17 protein-coding genes are annotated in these 16,063 nt (G+C 68.7%); 16 read left to right on the forward strand and 1 reads right to left on the reverse strand.

Annotated elements, in window-relative coordinates; all coding sequences use genetic code 11:
- The first annotated feature begins 618 nt into the window (after window positions 1–618).
- The 16 genes from DK459_RS06215 to DK459_RS06290 all read left to right on the forward strand — a co-directional run bounded on the left by DK459_RS06215 (window position 619) and on the right by DK459_RS06290 (window position 15,137).
- Complete coding sequence (locus DK459_RS06215; RefSeq protein ID WP_024067504.1) at window positions 619–1,425, forward strand: MetQ/NlpA family ABC transporter substrate-binding protein; 807 nt, start codon at window positions 619–621, stop codon at window positions 1,423–1,425.
- A gap of 49 nt (window positions 1,426–1,474) precedes the next feature.
- Window positions 1,475–2,068 carry an NADPH-dependent FMN reductase gene (gene ssuE, locus DK459_RS06220; protein ID WP_053499979.1) on the forward strand — a complete coding sequence of 198 codons (594 nt, stop codon included), beginning with the start codon at window positions 1,475–1,477 and terminating at the stop codon, window positions 2,066–2,068.
- Window positions 2,069–2,085: 17 nt separating this feature from the next.
- Window positions 2,086–3,057: a sulfonate ABC transporter substrate-binding protein gene (locus DK459_RS06225; protein WP_110134548.1), complete on the forward strand. Its 972-nt coding sequence runs from the start codon at window positions 2,086–2,088 to the stop codon at window positions 3,055–3,057.
- A 17-nt stretch (window positions 3,058–3,074) separates the two neighbouring features.
- On the forward strand, window positions 3,075–4,247 hold the full coding sequence (ssuD, locus tag DK459_RS06230) for an FMNH2-dependent alkanesulfonate monooxygenase (RefSeq protein ID WP_024067506.1): 1,173 nt from the start codon (window positions 3,075–3,077) through the stop codon (window positions 4,245–4,247).
- Window positions 4,247–5,029 (forward strand): aliphatic sulfonate ABC transporter permease SsuC, encoded by a 783-nt coding sequence (ssuC, locus tag DK459_RS06235; RefSeq protein WP_110134549.1) that lies wholly within the window; start codon window positions 4,247–4,249, stop codon window positions 5,027–5,029. Before ssuD ends, ssuC begins: the two co-directional genes overlap by 1 nt.
- 24 nt (window positions 5,030–5,053) lie before the next feature.
- Window positions 5,054–6,280, forward strand: a complete 1,227-nt coding sequence (locus DK459_RS06240; protein ID WP_110134550.1) for an acyl-CoA dehydrogenase family protein — start codon at window positions 5,054–5,056, stop codon at window positions 6,278–6,280.
- Window positions 6,281–6,308: 28 nt separating this feature from the next.
- Window positions 6,309–7,118: a methionine ABC transporter ATP-binding protein gene (locus DK459_RS06245; RefSeq protein ID WP_006387309.1), complete on the forward strand. Its 810-nt coding sequence runs from the start codon at window positions 6,309–6,311 to the stop codon at window positions 7,116–7,118.
- Complete coding sequence (locus DK459_RS06250; protein ID WP_006387310.1) at window positions 7,118–7,780, forward strand: methionine ABC transporter permease; 663 nt, start codon at window positions 7,118–7,120, stop codon at window positions 7,778–7,780. Before DK459_RS06245 ends, DK459_RS06250 begins: the two co-directional genes overlap by 1 nt.
- A 16-nt stretch (window positions 7,781–7,796) precedes the next feature.
- The gene (locus DK459_RS06255; protein WP_006387311.1) at window positions 7,797–8,630 is read left to right on the forward strand and encodes a MetQ/NlpA family ABC transporter substrate-binding protein; all 834 of its coding nucleotides are present in this window, start codon (window positions 7,797–7,799) and stop codon (window positions 8,628–8,630) included.
- Between the two features lie 25 nt (window positions 8,631–8,655).
- Window positions 8,656–9,561, forward strand: a complete 906-nt coding sequence (locus DK459_RS06260; protein WP_053499990.1) for an ATP-binding cassette domain-containing protein — start codon at window positions 8,656–8,658, stop codon at window positions 9,559–9,561.
- A gap of 91 nt (window positions 9,562–9,652) precedes the next feature.
- Window positions 9,653–9,868 carry a molybdopterin-binding protein gene (locus DK459_RS06265; RefSeq protein WP_006227327.1) on the forward strand — a complete coding sequence of 72 codons (216 nt, stop codon included), beginning with the start codon at window positions 9,653–9,655 and terminating at the stop codon, window positions 9,866–9,868.
- Window positions 9,869–9,988: 120 nt separating this feature from the next.
- Window positions 9,989–11,290: a DUF3300 domain-containing protein gene (locus DK459_RS06270; protein ID WP_054499508.1), complete on the forward strand. Its 1,302-nt coding sequence runs from the start codon at window positions 9,989–9,991 to the stop codon at window positions 11,288–11,290.
- Between the two features lie 23 nt (window positions 11,291–11,313).
- The gene (locus tag DK459_RS06275; protein ID WP_110134551.1) at window positions 11,314–12,189 is read left to right on the forward strand and encodes a DUF2950 family protein; all 876 of its coding nucleotides are present in this window, start codon (window positions 11,314–11,316) and stop codon (window positions 12,187–12,189) included.
- A 209-nt stretch (window positions 12,190–12,398) separates the two neighbouring features.
- Window positions 12,399–13,343 carry a surface antigen gene (locus tag DK459_RS06280; protein ID WP_024067513.1) on the forward strand — a complete coding sequence of 315 codons (945 nt, stop codon included), beginning with the start codon at window positions 12,399–12,401 and terminating at the stop codon, window positions 13,341–13,343.
- A complete protein-coding gene (locus tag DK459_RS06285) occupies window positions 13,327–14,121 on the forward strand; it encodes a polysaccharide deacetylase family protein (protein WP_020925491.1) in 795 nt (264 codons plus the stop codon). The genes DK459_RS06280 and DK459_RS06285 overlap by 17 nt, the downstream gene beginning before the upstream one ends.
- A gap of 2 nt (window positions 14,122–14,123) precedes the next feature.
- Window positions 14,124–15,137 (forward strand): sterol desaturase family protein, encoded by a 1,014-nt coding sequence (locus DK459_RS06290; protein WP_006387318.1) that lies wholly within the window; start codon window positions 14,124–14,126, stop codon window positions 15,135–15,137.
- 271 nt (window positions 15,138–15,408) lie between these two features.
- Here DK459_RS06290 and DK459_RS06295 read toward each other — a convergent pair whose 3' ends face one another.
- Window positions 15,409–15,906 (reverse strand): acyl-CoA thioesterase, encoded by a 498-nt coding sequence (locus tag DK459_RS06295; RefSeq protein WP_006387319.1) that lies wholly within the window; start codon window positions 15,904–15,906, stop codon window positions 15,409–15,411.
- Between the last annotated feature and the right edge of the window lie 157 nt (window positions 15,907–16,063).

Consider the following 16,063-nt stretch of genomic DNA (forward strand, 5'->3'; position numbering starts at 1 on the left):
CGAGTTGCGGGTGCGCTGCGCGCTGGCGGCGAGCGGTTTTCTAATGGTTCCGCACGTCAGGGGGAGGGGCGGTGGTGGTCGGCGCGGCATAAGGCATGTTGCGCGTGACGACCTCTCGCGCCGACCACAAACAGGCGTGGTGCGGGCGGTGTTTCATTGGCGCATGATTGCGATGTGCCCACGCCGCCAGGCTGCTCGTGCTGACTCGGCGGAATGTTACGCATGACGTGGCCCTCCCGCCGACCACAAGCCGTCGGGATGCCAACAGACTATCAATAGCAAACGGTTCCGCCGTCCCTACACGCGAAAGCGTCATCATCGCGACGCAAGACATCGCGTAAGCCGCAAAAGGCCGCCCGCGCGGCCGGCTTGCGGCGGGCCCCGCAAGACCCTCCTCTCCAGCTCCGGTGTGCGCCGACACGCGCGCCTTAAGAACTCAAATCCCCCCGCTCCCCAAAAAACCAAAACCCCCAGCAATAACGTCATATTTCCAAAACGACAAAGCAACCCAAACCATCAACCCACAACACATATCCTCATACCCACTAAGTATTTTTCCCAAGGATTTCGCAATGACAGAATCCAGTCATCCCATTCGAATCCCGTCGGAAAAACACGATGTCCTTCACCCGCCACCTGCTCACCGCCGCCACCCTCGCCCTGGCCCTGACCAGTACGGCCCACGCCGACGCGCAAGAGAAAAAGACCATCACCGTCGGCATCTCCGTCGGCACCACCGAAAAGATCTTCGACGTCGTCAAGCAGGTCGCCGCCCGTGAAGGCCTGGAGATCAAGCTGGTCAAGTTCAACGACTACCAACTCCCGAATGCCTCCCTCAACGCCGGCGACCTCGACGCCAATGCCTTCCAGCACAAGCCGTTCCTCGACAACCAGATCAAGGCGCGCGGCTTCGACATCGTTCCCGTCGGCCTGACCGTCACCGCGCCGCTGGGCTTCTACTCGCGCAAGATCAAGTCGCTCAACGACCTGCCCGAAGGCGCGTCGGTCGGCATCCAGAACGATCCGTCCAACGGCAACCGCGCCCTGCGCCTGCTGGCCGCCTACAAACTCATCACCCTCAAGCCCGAGGCCGAGCAGAAGAACAACGCCACCCCGCTGGACGTGGTGTCCAATCCGCGCAAGCTCAAGCTGGTGGCGCTGGACGCCGCGCAGCTGCCGCGTTCGCTCGATGACCTGACGGCCGCCTCGATCAACAACGACTACGCCACCCAGGCCGGCCTGGTGCCGGCGCGCGATGCCATCGGCCGCGAGGCCGCCGACGGCCCCTATGCCAACGTGATCGCGGTGCGCACCAAGGACCGCGACCAGCCCTGGGTCAGGAAGCTGGTCGCCGCCTATCAATCGCCCGAAGTGCGCAGCTTCATCGAAAGCGAATTCAAGGGTTCGCTGATTCCCGCCTTCTGATCCGCGCAGGCGCCGCGCACGACTCTCCAACGCAACACCGGCATCCAACATGAGCATCCTTACCCTGGCGGGCAGCCCGTCGCAGCGTTCCCGTTCCTCCGCCTTGCTGCGCCATGCCGCGCACCTGTTGCGCGCGCGCGGGCTGGCCATCGCCGAACTGGGACTGCGCGACCTGCCCGCCGAAGACCTGATCGAAGGTCATTACGCCGGTCCGGCCGCGAACGCCCTGCGGGCCCGCGTGGCGGCGGTCGACGCGGTACTGATCTCGACGCCGGTCTACAAGGCGTCGTTTTCCGGAGGCCTGAAGGCGGTGCTGGACCTGCTGGATGAAAAGGCGCTGGCGGGCAAGGTGGTGCTGCCCATCGCCACCGGGGGCAGCCCGGCCCATCTGCTGGCGCTGGAGTACGGGCTCAAGCCGGTGCTGTCGGCGCTGGGCGCGCGCCACATCCTGGCCGGCGTCTACGCCACGGACAAGCAGGTGCGCGTCGATGAGGACGGCGCCAGCCATATCGATGACGACGTGCGCACGCGGCTGGAGGACTCGGTGGAGCGCCTGGCCGAGCAGCTGCGGCCGCGCGGGGTGGTCGTCAATGAAGCCTTCGATCTCGGCCGACTCGCGCTCGCGGGCGGCTTCAGCGTCTGAACCAAAAAGGGGTTTCCATGCGCAGCATGATCTGGATATCGCGTCTTTCCGTCTTCCGCTGGCTGGCGGCGCTGCTGTGCGCCGCGCTGCTGTGGCCCGCCGCGCAAGCGCAGGCGCAGGAGGCCAAGACGCTGCGCATCGGCTTCCAGAAATACGGCACGCTGACCATCGTGCGCGCCCTGGGCGACCTGGACAAGCGCCTGGCGGCGCAGGGCGTCACGGTGAAGTGGACCGAGTTTCCCGCCGGCCCGCAGCTGCTGGAAGGACTGAACGTCGGCTCGATCGACTTCGGCACGGTGGGCGAGGCGCCGCCGGTGTTCGCGCAGGCCGCCGGCGCTGCGTTGGTGTACGTCGGCAACGAACCGCCGTCGCCCACCAGCGAGGCGATCCTGGTGCCCAAGGATTCGCCGATCAAGCGCGTGGCCGACCTGAAGGGCAAGAAGGTCGCGTTGAACAAGGGCTCCAACGTGCACTACCTGCTGGTCAAGCAGCTCGAGCGCGCCGGCGTGCCCTATGCCGACGTGAACGTTGCCTACCTGACACCGGCCGACGCCCGCGCCGCCTTCGAGCGCGGATCGGTCGACGCCTGGGTGATCTGGGATCCGTTCCAGGCCGCGGCCGAGAAGCAATTGGGCGCGCGCGTGCTGGCCGATGGCACCGGCGTGGTCAAGAACTACCAGTTCTTCCTGGCCGCGCGGCCGTACCAGCAAGCGCATCCCGAAGTGATCCAGACCGTGCTGGAAGAGATCCGCAAGGGCGACCTGTGGGCGCGCGATCATCGCGCCGAGGCCGTGGCGCTGCTGCAGCCGGTGCTGGGACTGGACAAGGCGGTGGTCGAACTGGCCGCCGAGCGGCTGGCCTACGGCGTGCAGCCGATCACGCGGGAAGTGCTGCTGGAACAGCAGCAGGTGGCCGATGCGTTCCACGCGCTCAAGCTGATTCCCAAACCCCTCAACGTGTTCGACGCCGCGCCGTCGGACCTGAAATAGACAAGGGCAGGCATTCCATGGACGTCTTCTGGTTCATTCCCACCCACGGCGATTCGCGTTATCTCGGCACCAGCCGCGGCGCGCGCGCCGCGGGCTATGACTACTTCCGCCAGGTGGCGGTGGCCGCCGACACGCTGGGCTACGACGGCGTGCTGCTGCCCACCGGGCGCTCCTGCGAGGATGCGTGGGTGGTGGCCTCCAGCCTGATCGGCGCCACGCGCCGGCTCAAGTTCCTGGTGGCGATCCGCCCCGGCGTCAGCTCGCCGCAATTCTCGGCGCGCATGGCCGCCACCTTCGACCGCCTGTCCGAAGGGCGGCTGCTGGTCAACGTGGTGACCGGCGGCGACCCCGGCGAGCTGGAGGGCGATGGCGTCTTCGTCAGCCACGACGAACGCTACGCCATCACCGCCGACTACCTGCGCATCTGGCGCGGCATCCTGGCAAACAGCCATGAGGCCGAGGGCTACAGCTTCGAGGGCGAGCAACTGGTGTCCAAGGGCGGCAAGGTGATCTACCCGCCGGTGCAGAAGCCGTATCCGCCGCTGTATTTCGGCGGTTCGTCGGAGGCCGCGCACGAACTGGCCGCCGAACAGCTCGACGTGTACCTGACCTGGGGCGAACCACCCGAGGCCGTGGCGAAGAAGATCGCCGACATCAAGGCGCGCGCCGCGCGGCATGGCCGCACGGTGCGCTTCGGCATCCGCCTGCATGTCATCGTGCGCGAGACCGAAGCGGCCGCCTGGGCCGCCGCCGACGCCCTTATCAGCCACCTGAGCGAGGACGCCGTGCGCGCCGCGCAGACGGCGTTCTCGAAAATGGATTCCGAAGGCCAGCGCCGCATGGCGGCCTTGCACGGCGGCAAGCTCAACGACGAGCACGGTGGCCGCAAGCACCTGGAGATCTCGCCCAACCTGTGGGCCGGCGTGGGCCTGGTGCGCGGCGGCGCCGGCACCGCCCTGGTGGGCGACCCCGAGACCGTGGCCGCGCGCATCCAGGAATATGCCGACCTGGGCATCGAGACCTTCATCTTCTCCGGCTATCCGCACCTGGAGGAGTCGTACCGCTTTGCCGAGCTGGTGTTCCCGCTGCTGCCCGGCAAGGGCGGCAGGCAGGTCGGCAACACCGTGCTGACGGGACCCTTCGGCGAAGTCATGGCCACCGAACTGGTGCCCAAGGAAGCGGCCAGCTGATGGATGCCGTCCGCAAGCCCGGCTGGCGCGCGGCGCTGGCGCCCTGGCTGGTCCCGGCCCTGATCCTGGGCCTGTGGCAACTGGCCGCGCAGGCCGGCTGGCTGTCTTCGCGCATCCTGCCGGCGCCGTCGGCGGTGGCGGCGGCAGCCTGGTCGCTGGCGGTGTCCGGCGAGCTTTGGCAGCACGTGCGCATCAGCGCCCTGCGGGCCTTGTGGGGCCTGCTGCTGGGCGGCGGGCTGGGCCTGGCGCTGGGCCTGTTGAACGGTTCCTCGCGCACCGCCGAGACCCTGCTGGACACCACCTTGCAGATGATCCGCAACATCCCGGTGCTGGCGCTGATCCCGCTGGTCATCCTGTGGTTCGGCATCGAGGAGACCGCCAAGCTGGCGCTACTGTCGCTGGGCGTGTTCTTCCCCGTGTATCTCAACACCTTCCATGGCATCCGCTCGGTCGATCCCGCGTTGATCGAGATGGGGCGTTCCTATGGCCTGTCCGGATGGCCGCTGTATCGCGACGTCATCCTGCCGGGCGCGCTGCCTTCGATCCTAGTGGGCCTGCGTTTCGCGCTGGGGTTGGTGTGGGTGATCCTGATCGTGACCGAGACGATATCGGCGCAATCCGGCATCGGCTTCATGACCATGAACGCGCGTGAGTTCCTGCAGACCGACGTGGTGTTGCTGGGCATCCTGCTGTATGCGCTGCTGGGCAAGGCCGCCGACACCCTGGCGCGGGCGCTGGAGCATCGCCTGCTGCGCTGGAACCCGGCCTACCGGCCGGCCTGAACGCCATCCTCGCGACGAGACGCCATGGCCAAGATCCATCCCCATCCCGATACCGACCGTGCACCCGCCACCGGCGCCGCGCCGGCGCGCGCGGCCGATACCGCCAGCGCTGTCCAGGCCCTGGCCGAGCAACTGGCGGCGACCGCCGTCGAACGCGACCGCCAGGGCGGCCACGCCGCCGCCGAACGCGAACGGATCCGCGCCAGCGGCCTGCTGCGCCTGTCGGTGCCGACGCAGTACGGCGGCGCCGGCGCAAGCTGGTCGACTGTTCTGGCGGCGGTGCGCACGCTGGCCGAGGCCGACAGCGCGCTGGCGCACGTGTTCGGCTTCCATCATCTGCAAGTGGCGGGCGTGCTGCTCTATGGCACGCCTGAACAGCACGCGTATTTCCTGACGCCCACGGTCGAACGCAATCTGTTCTGGGGCAATGCGCTCAATCCGCTCGACCGCCGGGTGGTGGCGCGCGCCGAATTGGACGGCTACCGCATCGACGGCGTCAAGAACTTCAGCTCCGGCTCGGTCGGATCCGACCTGCTGACCTTCTCCGCCTGGCACAAGCCTTCGGGCACGGCGCTGATCGCCGCGCTGCCCACGCGCGCCGATGGCATCACCGTCAATCCCGACTGGGATGCCTTCGGCCAGCGCCAGACCGACAGCGGCACGGTGCGCTTCGATCATGTGTGGCTGGAGCCGGTGCAGGTGCTGCAGGCGCCTGGCGTCGCGCCCACGCCGCGCGCCACGCTGCGCTCTCAGGTGGCGCAGCTGATCATGACCAACCTGTACCTGGGCATCGCCCGCGGCGCCTTCCGCGAAGCGCGCCGCTATGTGCGCGATGACGCCCGGCCCTGGTTCGCGTCGGGCGTGCAGCGCCATGCCGACGACCCCTACGTGCAGGAGCGCTTTGGCGAGTTCTGGCTGCGGGTGCAGGCGGCGCAGGCGCTGGCCGACCTGGCGGGCCAGCGCCTCGACGCGGCGTTGGCCCGCGGTCCGTCGCTGACCGCCGACGAGCGCGGCGAAGTGGCGGTGGCCGGCGCCCAGGCCAAGGTGCTGGCGCACCGCGCCGCGCTGGAGGTGGGCAATGGCCTGTTCGACGTCACGGGCGCCTCGTCCACCGCGGCGCGCTACGGCTACGACCGCTACTGGCGCAACGCGCGCGTGCACACCCTGCACGACCCCGTGGCCTACAAGATCCGCGACCTCGGCCGCTACGCGCTGCTGGACCAGATTCCCGAACCCACCGCGTATTCCTGATGCGCATGACCTTCACCTAGATTCGCCGATGACCGATCTTTCTTCCCTTCCCGACCTGGCCTCGCTGCCGCAGCCGCTGATCCGGCTGGACGCGGTGAGCAAGTCGTTCGCCACGCGCGCCGGCCGCTTCGACGCGGTGCGCAACGTGTCGCTGTCGATCCGCGCCGGCGACACCTTCGGCATCATCGGCAAGAGCGGCGCGGGAAAATCGACCCTGCTGCGCCTGATCAACCTGCTCGAACGTCCCGACGAAGGCACGGTGCGGGTCGGCGGCACCGAGCTGACCGCGCTCGGCAAGCCCGCGCTGCGCGCCGCGCGCCAGAACATCGGCATGATCTTCCAGCAGTTCAACCTGCTGCAGAACGAGACCGTGTTCGAGAACGTGGCCTTCCCGCTGCGCGTGCATGGCGGCCGCGGCCGCGAGCAGATCGCGGCGCGGGTGCGTGAATGCCTGGAGATCGTCGGCCTGACCGACAAGACCGCCAGCCATCCGGCGCAGTTGTCCGGCGGCCAGAAGCAGCGCGTGGCGATCGCGCGCGCCCTGGCCAGCGAGCCCGCGGTGCTGCTGTGCGACGAGCCGACCTCGGCGCTCGACCCCGAGACCACGCGCTCGGTGCTGAGCGTGCTGCGCGACATCAACAAACGCCTGGGCGTGACCATCGTCATCGTCACGCACGAATTGGCGGTGGTGCGGGCGCTGTGCCGCCACGTGGCGGTGATGGAGAACGGCCAGGTGCTGGAGCAGGCCGAGATTTCCGGCGCCGGCGTGCACCTGACCTCCGCGCTCGGCCGCGAGCTGATCCGCGAAGCCACCCATCCCTATGAAGAGGTCGCCTGATGCTGGACACCTTTGTGCAATTGCTGCCCGAACTGGGCGTGGCGGTCGGCCAGACCTTCCTGATGCTGGGCATCGCGCTGGCCGCGTCGATCCTGCTGGGCGGGCCGCTCGGCGTGCTGGTGTTCCTGACCGGTCCGGGCCAGTCCCTGGACCGTCCGCTGGCGCACCGGTTGCTGAGCTGGACGGTCAATACCGTGCGCTCATTCCCCTTCATCATCCTGCTGGTGGCGCTGGTGCCGTTCACCCGCGTCATCGCCGGCACCTCGATCGGCCCGGTGGCGGCGGCGGTGCCGCTGTCGTTCGCGGCCATCCCGTATTTCGCGCGGCTGGTCGAGCAATGCCTGCGCGAAGTGCCGCGCGGCGTCATCGAGGCCGCGCATGCCGCCGGCGCCTCGGAATTGCAGATCGTGCGCCGCGTGCTGCTGGTGGAGGCGCGGTCCGGGCTGGTGCTGGCCCTGACCGTGCTGGCGGTGAGCTTCCTGTCGTATTCCGCGGTGGCCGGCGTGGTGGGCGGCGGCGGCATCGGCGACCTGGCCATCCGCTATGGCTATTACCGCTTCCAGACCGACGTGATGGTGCTGACCGTGGCGCTGCTCGTGGTGCTGGTGCAGATCATCCAGTTCGCCGGCAATACCGTCGCGCGACGCATCGACAAACGCTGATCCCGAGAGGAATCCCATGTCCGTCAAACGCAATCTCCTGAGCCTGGCGCTGGCCGCCACTCTCCTGTCGCTGTCCGGCGCCGCGCTGGCGGCCGATCCGGCCAAGAAGGAAATCGTCTTCGGCGCCACCGCCGGCCCCTACAGCGACCAGATCAAGCTCGGCATCAAGCCGATCCTGGAAAAACAGGGCTACACCGTGCGCATCGTCGAATTCAATGACTACGTGCAGCCGAACTTCGCCCTGGCGCAAGGCGCGCTGGACGCCAACGCGTTCCAGCACATCGTGTACCTGCAGAACTTCGCCGCCAAGAACAAGCTCGAACTGTCGGAACTGGTCAAGGTGCCGACCGCGCCGATCGCCATCTACAGCCGCAAGTACAAGAGCGTGGACGCCGCGCCCGAGGGCGTGAGCGTGGCGGTGCCCAACGATCCGACCAACCAGGCGCGCGCGCTGGTGGTGCTGCAGGAGCTGGGCTGGATCAAGCTGCGCGATGGTTACGACCCCTTGCGCGTGTCCGAAAAGGACGTGGCCGTGAACGCGAAGAAGATCAAGCTGATCCCGCTGGAGGCGGCGCAGTTGCCGCGTTCGCTGGAAGACACCGACTACTCGTTCGTGAACGGCAATTTCGCGCTGGCCTCGGGCCTGAAGCTGACCGAGGCGCTGGCGCTGGAGAAGACCACGCCCACCTACCAGAACCTGGTGGCGGTGCGCACGGCAGACCTGGACAAGCCCTTCGTCAAGGATATCGCCGCGGCCTATGCCTCGCCCGAGTTCCTGGCGGTGACCGAGAAATCGTTCGCCGGCTTCGTCAAGACCGACTATCAGCAGAAGCTGGCGGCGTCCCGCTGAGGACGCGGCGCGCGGAGGCCACGCCATGTTCATCAACCCCAACGAGTTCGAGCTGTTGCAGCACCTGGACGTGCCCGGGCGCGCCGATCGCGAACCGGCCGCCGACGAGGCGGTGCCGGCCCGGGCGGCGCTGCGCGTGACCCTGCGCCAGTTGTCCAAGCGCTATGGCGAGCGCCTGGTGCTCAAGGGGCTGGACCTGGACATCGCGCCCGGCGAGTTCGTGGCGGTGGTGGGGCAGAGCGGCTGCGGCAAGAGCACGCTGCTGCGCCTGCTGGCCGGGCTGGAGACGCCGAGCGGCGCGCAGGGTGGCGCGCCGGCGCGTTCGCCGGTGCTGTTCGACAATTTTCCGCAATGGTCGGCCGACAGCCGGGTGCGGATGATGTTCCAGGACGCGCGCCTGCTGCCGTGGAAAAGCGTGGTGCAGAACGTGGCCCTGGGCCTGCCCGGCCAGGCGCGGGCGCAGGCGGCCGAAGTGCTGCGGCAGGTGGGCCTGGGCGACCGTGGCGGCGACTGGCCGGCGCGCCTGTCGGGCGGCCAGCGTCAGCGCGTGGCGCTGGCCCGGGCGCTGGTGCACCGGCCGGGCCTGCTGTTGCTGGACGAGCCGCTGGGCGCGCTGGACGCGCTGACCCGCATCGGCATGCAGCAGCTGATCGAGGACATCTGGCGCCGCGACGGCTTCACCGCGGTGCTGGTGACGCACGACGTCAGCGAGGCTGTCGCGCTGGCCGACCGCATCCTGGTGATCGACGAGGGCCGCGTGGTGCTGGATGAGCGTGTCGAACTGGCGCGGCCGCGCGCGCGCGGCTCGGCGGCCTTCGCCGCGCTGGAGGCGCGGGTACTGCGGGTGGTGATGAAGCAGGAGGCGCCAGCGGCGGCGGACAGGCCCCTGGCGCCGGTCATACAGATACGGCACCTGCGGCTCGCGGTCTAGGCCGCGACCGCCGGTGCGGTTTTCCCGGCAAGCGCCATCCCGGCGCGAGCGGGATCCAACGGAAATCCTTTCTTTTTTCAGGAGCAGGACCATGAGCATTCAATCCATCAACGCCCGCAACCAGTTCCGCGGCAAGATCAAGGAAATCATCCTGGGCCCGGTGGTCTCGGAAGTCGACGTGGACACGCCCGCCGGCATCGTCACGTCGGTCATCACCACCCGCTCGGTCAAGGAGCTGGACCTGCAGGTGGGCACCGAGGTGCTGGCCTTCGTCAAGGCCACCGAGGTCTCGGTCGCCAAGCTCTAGGCGTCCGTCGCCCGAAACCGGCGCTTGTCCGGCGCCGGTTTCGGTATATATTGTCTGCGCGGTATCCGGCGGTTCACTCCAGGTTTGTGGCTTTTGCGTTGCGATCACGGAGAACGGGAAATGCGTCGACTGCAAGCGTGGTTCCTCGGCTGCCTGTGCCTCGGGTTGGCGATCTGCCTGCCCGCCGCGGCGCAGACCAAGCTGGACAAGGGGCAGCTGGACCAGCTGCTGGCGCCGGTGGCGCTCTACCCCGACTCCCTTCTGTCACAGGTCCTCATGGGGGCCACCTATCCCGACGACATTGCCGCCGCGGCGCAATGGTCGGCCGCGCATGCCGGCCAGTCGGGCGACGCCGCCGTCAAGGCCGTCGAGAGCGAATCCTGGGATCCCAGCGTCAAGTCCCTGGTGGCGTTTCCATCGGTCATGGACATGATGGGGCGCCAGCCCGCGTGGGTGAAATCGGTGGGCGACGCCTTCCTGGCGCAGCCCGATGCCGTCATGGACTCGGTGCAGCGGCTGCGGGCGCAGGCCAAGCAGGCCGGCAACCTCAAGAGCACGCCACAGCAGAAGGTCACCTCGACCGACGCTGGCGGCAAGACCGTGGTGGTGATCGAGCCGGCCGATCCGCAGGTGGTCTACGTGCCCAGCTACAACCCCGCCGTGGTCTACGGCGCCTGGCCCTATCCCGCCTATCCCCCCGCCTATTACCCGCCGCCGCCGGGCTCGGTGTTCGCCACCTCGCTGGTGGCCGGCATCGGCTTCGGCCTGGGCGTGGCCGCGGTCGATTCCATGTGGGGTGGCTTCAACTGGGGCCACAACGACGTGGACATCAACGTCAACCGCTACAACAACATCAACGTCAACCAGCGCATCAACGCCGCCAACATCAACGGCAACCACGTCGCCTGGCAGCACAACCCGGCCAACCGCGGCAACGCGCCCTATGCCGATGCGGCCAGCCGGCAGAAGTTCGACGGCCAGCGCCAGGCCGGGTTGCAGAACCGGGCGCAAGGGCGGACCCTGCCCGCGCCGGGCTCGCGCGACGCGGCCCGCGAGCGCGCCGCGCAATCCTTCCAGGGCCGCACCGGCCAGTCCATCGAAGGACACACCGGACCGCGCGACGGCAACCTGGGGCAGGGCGGCGCGGGCACGCGGGCCCAGGGGCCGGGCCACCTTCCGGCGCAGGACCGGCAGGCGGCGGCGCAGCGGCAGCGCGCCGACGCGGCCGCCGCCCGCGACCGCGCCCGCGCCAACAACGGCGGCAGCGCCCTGCGCGACGCCGGCAATGGCGAACGCATGCGGCAACAGGTGCAGCGCGGCGGCGAGTCCCGGGTCGCGCCACGCGGCGGGGGCGGAGGCTGGCATGGCGGAGGCGGCGGCCATATCGGCGGCGGTGGCGGACATTTCGGCGGACGGAGGTAGGCACCATGATCAGCGGAGTCTCGATGATGAATGCGCTCGTCCGTGCCCCCGGCCGGTGGTCGCGCCGGGCCGCCAGCGTCGCTTGGCTGGCGTTGGCGCTGCTGGCCATGCCCGCCGCGGCGCAAAGCGTCTATCCCACGCCCGAGGCCGCGGCCGATGCCTTTGGCGAGGCGCTGGCCACCAGCGACCCCGTGGCCCTGGCCAAGGTGCTGGGGCCGGACCATCGCCAGATCGTGCCGGGCGGGGTCGGGCAGGACGATGTCTATCGTTTCTTGGCGGCCTGGTCCCGCAAGCGCGAGGTGCTGGCCGACGGCGAACGCCGCGCCTGGCTGAGCGTGGGCGATTCCGGCTGGACCATGCCGGTGCCGATCGTGCGCGTGTCGCAGGGCTGGCGGTTCGACCCGGCCGCCGGCAAGGCGGAGATCGCGCGCCGTGCCATCGGGCGCAACGAGCTCAACGCCATCGATACCCTGCGCGAACTGCACGCGGCCCAGATCCGCTACCGCGACGGGGTGGGCCAGGGCCGCTACGCCGACCGGCTGGTGAGCCGGCCCGGCGCGCTGGACGGACTGTACTGGCCCGAACTGCCCGGTTACCCGGCGCAGGCCTATGGCCCGGACGCGCTGGCAATGGGGCCGGAGGTGCCGGTGGCGGATGCCTATTACGGCTACCGTTACAAGGTGCTGCCGGCGCGCGGCGGCGACGGCTACTGGATCCTGGCCTGGCCGGCCCGCTACGGCCATACCGGCATCGGCAGCTTCGTCATCGACGCGCGTGGCGAGCTGCGCGAGGCTGACCTGGGGCCGGCCACGGCGCGCCGCGCGGCCACGCTCCAGGGCACCGATGTGTCGTTCGGAACCTGGAACAACATCACGCCGCAACCCATTGGCGCCAAATGATTTTTACGATTGTTGCAGGTGTGGCGGCGCGAGCGTTGTAGCCGTGCCGCAACCTGGCTGTCGCATGGCCCGGACGGTCGGATTTACGGTTTTTTGACAGGCGGCTATGCCAAAATGGCGAGCGCTGGGATCGGTGCCCGATCCCCTTTTGTCGGACCTGGAAATTGAATCCCTTGCATTTTGTCCGCTGCGCCCTCCTGGGCGCAGGGATGGCGCTCAGCGCCGCCGCGGCGTCGGCCCCGATCTTCGTCCTGAACTCCCTGGACGCCAACGTCAGCATCGTCGATCCCGCCACGTACACGGAACTGCGGCGCGTCCCCACGGGCAAGGAACCGCACCACCTGTACCTCACGCCTGACAAGAAGTCGCTGATGGTGGCCAACGCCACGGGCGACTCGATCACGCTGATGGATCCCAAGACCGGCGAGGTGCAGCGCACCCTGACCGGCATCGTCGATCCCTACCAGTTGCAGTTCTCGCCGGACATGAAGTGGTTCGTCACGGCCGCCAACCGCCTGGACCACATCGACATCTACGCCTGGAAGCCGCTGGAAAAGGGCTTTGACCTGACGCTGGTCAAGCGCATCCCGGCCGGCAAGACGCCCAGCCACATCATGATCGACGCCAAGAGCACCACGGCGTACGTCACGCTGCAGGACAGCGACCAGCTCATCGCCATCGACCTGGCCACGCAGACGCCCAAGTGGACCGTCTCGGTCGGCAAGACCCCGGCCGACGTGTTCCTCACGCCCGACCAGAAAACGCTGCTGGTGGCGCTGACCGGCGATTCCTACGTCGAGGCCTATGACGTCAGCAAGGGCCCGGCCAAGCTGATCTCGCGCATCAAGACCGCCGCCGGCGCGCACGCCTTCCGCGCCCAGGGCGACCAGCGCCACTTGTTCGTCAGCAACCGCACCGCCAACTCCATCAGCCGCATCGACCTGCAGACGCTGGCCGTGGTCGACACCTTCCCGGTGCCGGGCGGCCCCGACTGCATGGACGTGCTGGCCGACGGCAAGACGCTGCTGGTCACCTCGCGCTGGGCCCGCAAGCTCACCGTGGTGGACCTGGAGCAGAAGAAAGTCGTCAAGCAGGTGACCGTCGGCAAGTCGCCGCACGGCGTCTGGACGCTGAACCATGCGCCGACCCGCTAAACGGCAACTGGCCGCCGCCATCTGCCTGGCGCTGGCGGCGCAGGCCGCCGGCGCGGCCCCCGCGACCTGTGACAAGCCGGTCTACCTGACCTTCGACACCGGCCACATGGGCGTGGCGCCGCTGATCGCCGACGTGCTGGCGCGCCACCACGTCAAGGTCACGTTCTTCCTGGCCAACGAGCGCACCCTGACCGACGGCAGCAGCCTGGACGACCAGTGGGCGCCGTGGTGGAAGGCGCGCGCCGCCGAGGGCCACGTGTTCGGCTCGCACACCTACGACCACGTCTATTGGCAGGGCGACCTGCCGGACGGCAAGTTCCGCGTCAAGCCCAGCGCCGGCCCCGACACGGGCAAGCGCCAGACCTGGACCGCCGAGCAGTACTGCGCCGAGATCAAGCGTTCCGCCACCCGCTTCACGCAGATGACCGGCAAGCCGATGCTGCCGCTGTACCGCGCGCCGGGCGGCAAGACCTCGCCGGCCCTGCTGCGCGCGGCCAAGGCCTGCGGCTTCGAGCACGTGGGCTGGGCGCCGGCTGGCTTCCTGGGCGACGAACTGCCCAGCGACAAGTACCCCAACGCCAAGCTGCTGGACCAGGCGCTGCGCACCATCAAGCCCGGCGACATCCTGCTGGCGCACCTGGGCATCTGGTCGCGCCAGGACCCCTGGGCCCCCGCCGTGCTGGAGCCGCTGATTGAAGGCCTGCAGCGCAAGGGCTATTGTTTTGCTACCTTGGATACGCATCCCGCCTACCGCGACTGGATCGCCACGCATCACTGATCATGGATACGCTTAGTCAATGGTTCGGGAACTGCCAGCAATGGCTGTTCGAAACCCTGGTGCAGCCGGCGCTGTTCCACCTGGGCCTGAGCAATTTCATCGAGGACGGCTACGACGCCACCATGTGGCTGCTGGTCGGCCTGTTGCAGGTGGCCGTGCTGCTGCTGGTGTTCGGCCCGCTGCAGCGCCTGCGCCCGGTCGAGCCGGTCACCGACCGCCGCCAGATCGGCATCGACGTGCTCTACACACTGATCCACCGCCTGGGCGTGTTCCGCCTGGCGCTGTTCTTCACCATCGACCCGTTCTGGGACAGCGTCTTCGGGCAGCTGCACATCTGGGGCTTCGCGCCGTTCCAGCTCGACCAGTACTGGCCCGGCGTCACCGACCAGGCCTGGGTCAGCCTGATCATCTACCTGCTGCTGTTCGACCTGGTGGACTACCTGTACCACCGCGCCCAGCACCGCTTTGCCTGGCTCTGGGCGCTGCACGCGGTGCACCACAGCCAGCGCCAGATGACCATGTGGAGCGATGATCGCAACCACCTGCTGGACGACATGCTGCGCGACGTCGTGGTGGTATTCGTGTCGCAGCTGGTGGGCGTGCCGCCCGCGCAATTCGTGGCGATCGTGGCCATCACGCAGCTGGCACAGAGCTTCTCGCACGCCAACCTGCGCATGCACTTCGGCGCCATCGGCGAACGCCTGCTGGTCAGCCCGCGTTTCCACCGCCATCACCATTCCATCGCCTATGACGCGTCGACGCCGGGGCCGGCCGGCGGCTACAACTTTGCCGCGCTGTTCCCGGTCTGGGACGTGCTGTTCCGCTCGGCGCGCTTCGGCGTCGGCTACGGCCCCACCGGCATCCATGACCAGCAGCCGGAACTGGGCGGCCGCGACTACGGCCAGGGCTTCTGGTCGCAACAGTGGCTGGGCCTCAAGCGCATGGTCGGCCGCGACCGCGAGCCGGCCGTGACGGCGCCGCCATCGCGCCCGCCGGGCGCGGCCGAAGGCGCGTGACGCGCAGCGTTGCGCCGTCGCCAAAAAGAACCGGGCCTTGAGGCCCGGTTTTTTCATGTCCGGTCACCTGTGACCTGGACGCCGTTCGTCGCAAGAATATCCGCCCGCCCGCCGGGCCGCCCCAAGGGCGGGCAGCCCCCTTGGGGGGCAGCTAGCGCGCGAAGCGCGCGCGGCGTGGGGGTCCTTTCCTACCGCCCGCCGGGCCGTCCCAAGGGCGGGCAGCCCCCTCGGGGGGCAGCTAGCGCGCGAAGCGCGCGCGGCGTGGGGGCTCTCACCCTTCATGGGTGGTCTCGCGCTTGATTTCGTCGTGGCGACGTTCCATTTCCTGGCGCAGCTCGCGGCGCAGGCGGGCGGCCTCGAAGCGCTGCGTTTCCTCGAGGTTGCGCGGCGCCAGCGGCGGTACGGCGGTGGGCGCGCCGTTGTCATCCACCGCCACCATCGTGAAGTAACAGCTATTGGTGTGGCGCACCAGCTTCCTGCGGATGTCCTCGGTGACCACCTTGATGCCGATTTCCATCGAGGTGCGGCCGGTGTAGTTCACCGCCGCCAGGAAGGTCACCAGCTCGCCGACGTGGATCGGTTCGCGGAACACGACCTGGTCGACCGACAGGGTCACGACGTACTGGCCGGCGTAGCGGCTGGCACAGGCGTAGGCGACCTGGTCCAGGTACTTGAGGATGGTTCCGCCGTGCACATTGCCTGAAAAGTTCGCCATATCGGGCGTCATCAGGATGGTCATCGACAGTTGGTGGCTAAAGGCTTCGTCCATGGCGGGCGTTCTACTCGGCGACAAAACGCCTATGGTAGTGGCGAAACCCTGTCATGGCGCCGTCGCCGGCGCCTTTGTCAGGGTTTCTTCGCGGGGCCGGGGGCCGTGGCCGGAGCGCCGGGAGGAGCCTTGGCGGGGGGAGTTGCGGCGGGCGCCG

It is taken from the genome of Achromobacter sp. RW408, assembly GCF_003184165.1.
Lineage (GTDB): Bacteria > Pseudomonadota > Gammaproteobacteria > Burkholderiales > Burkholderiaceae_B > Achromobacter > Achromobacter xylosoxidans.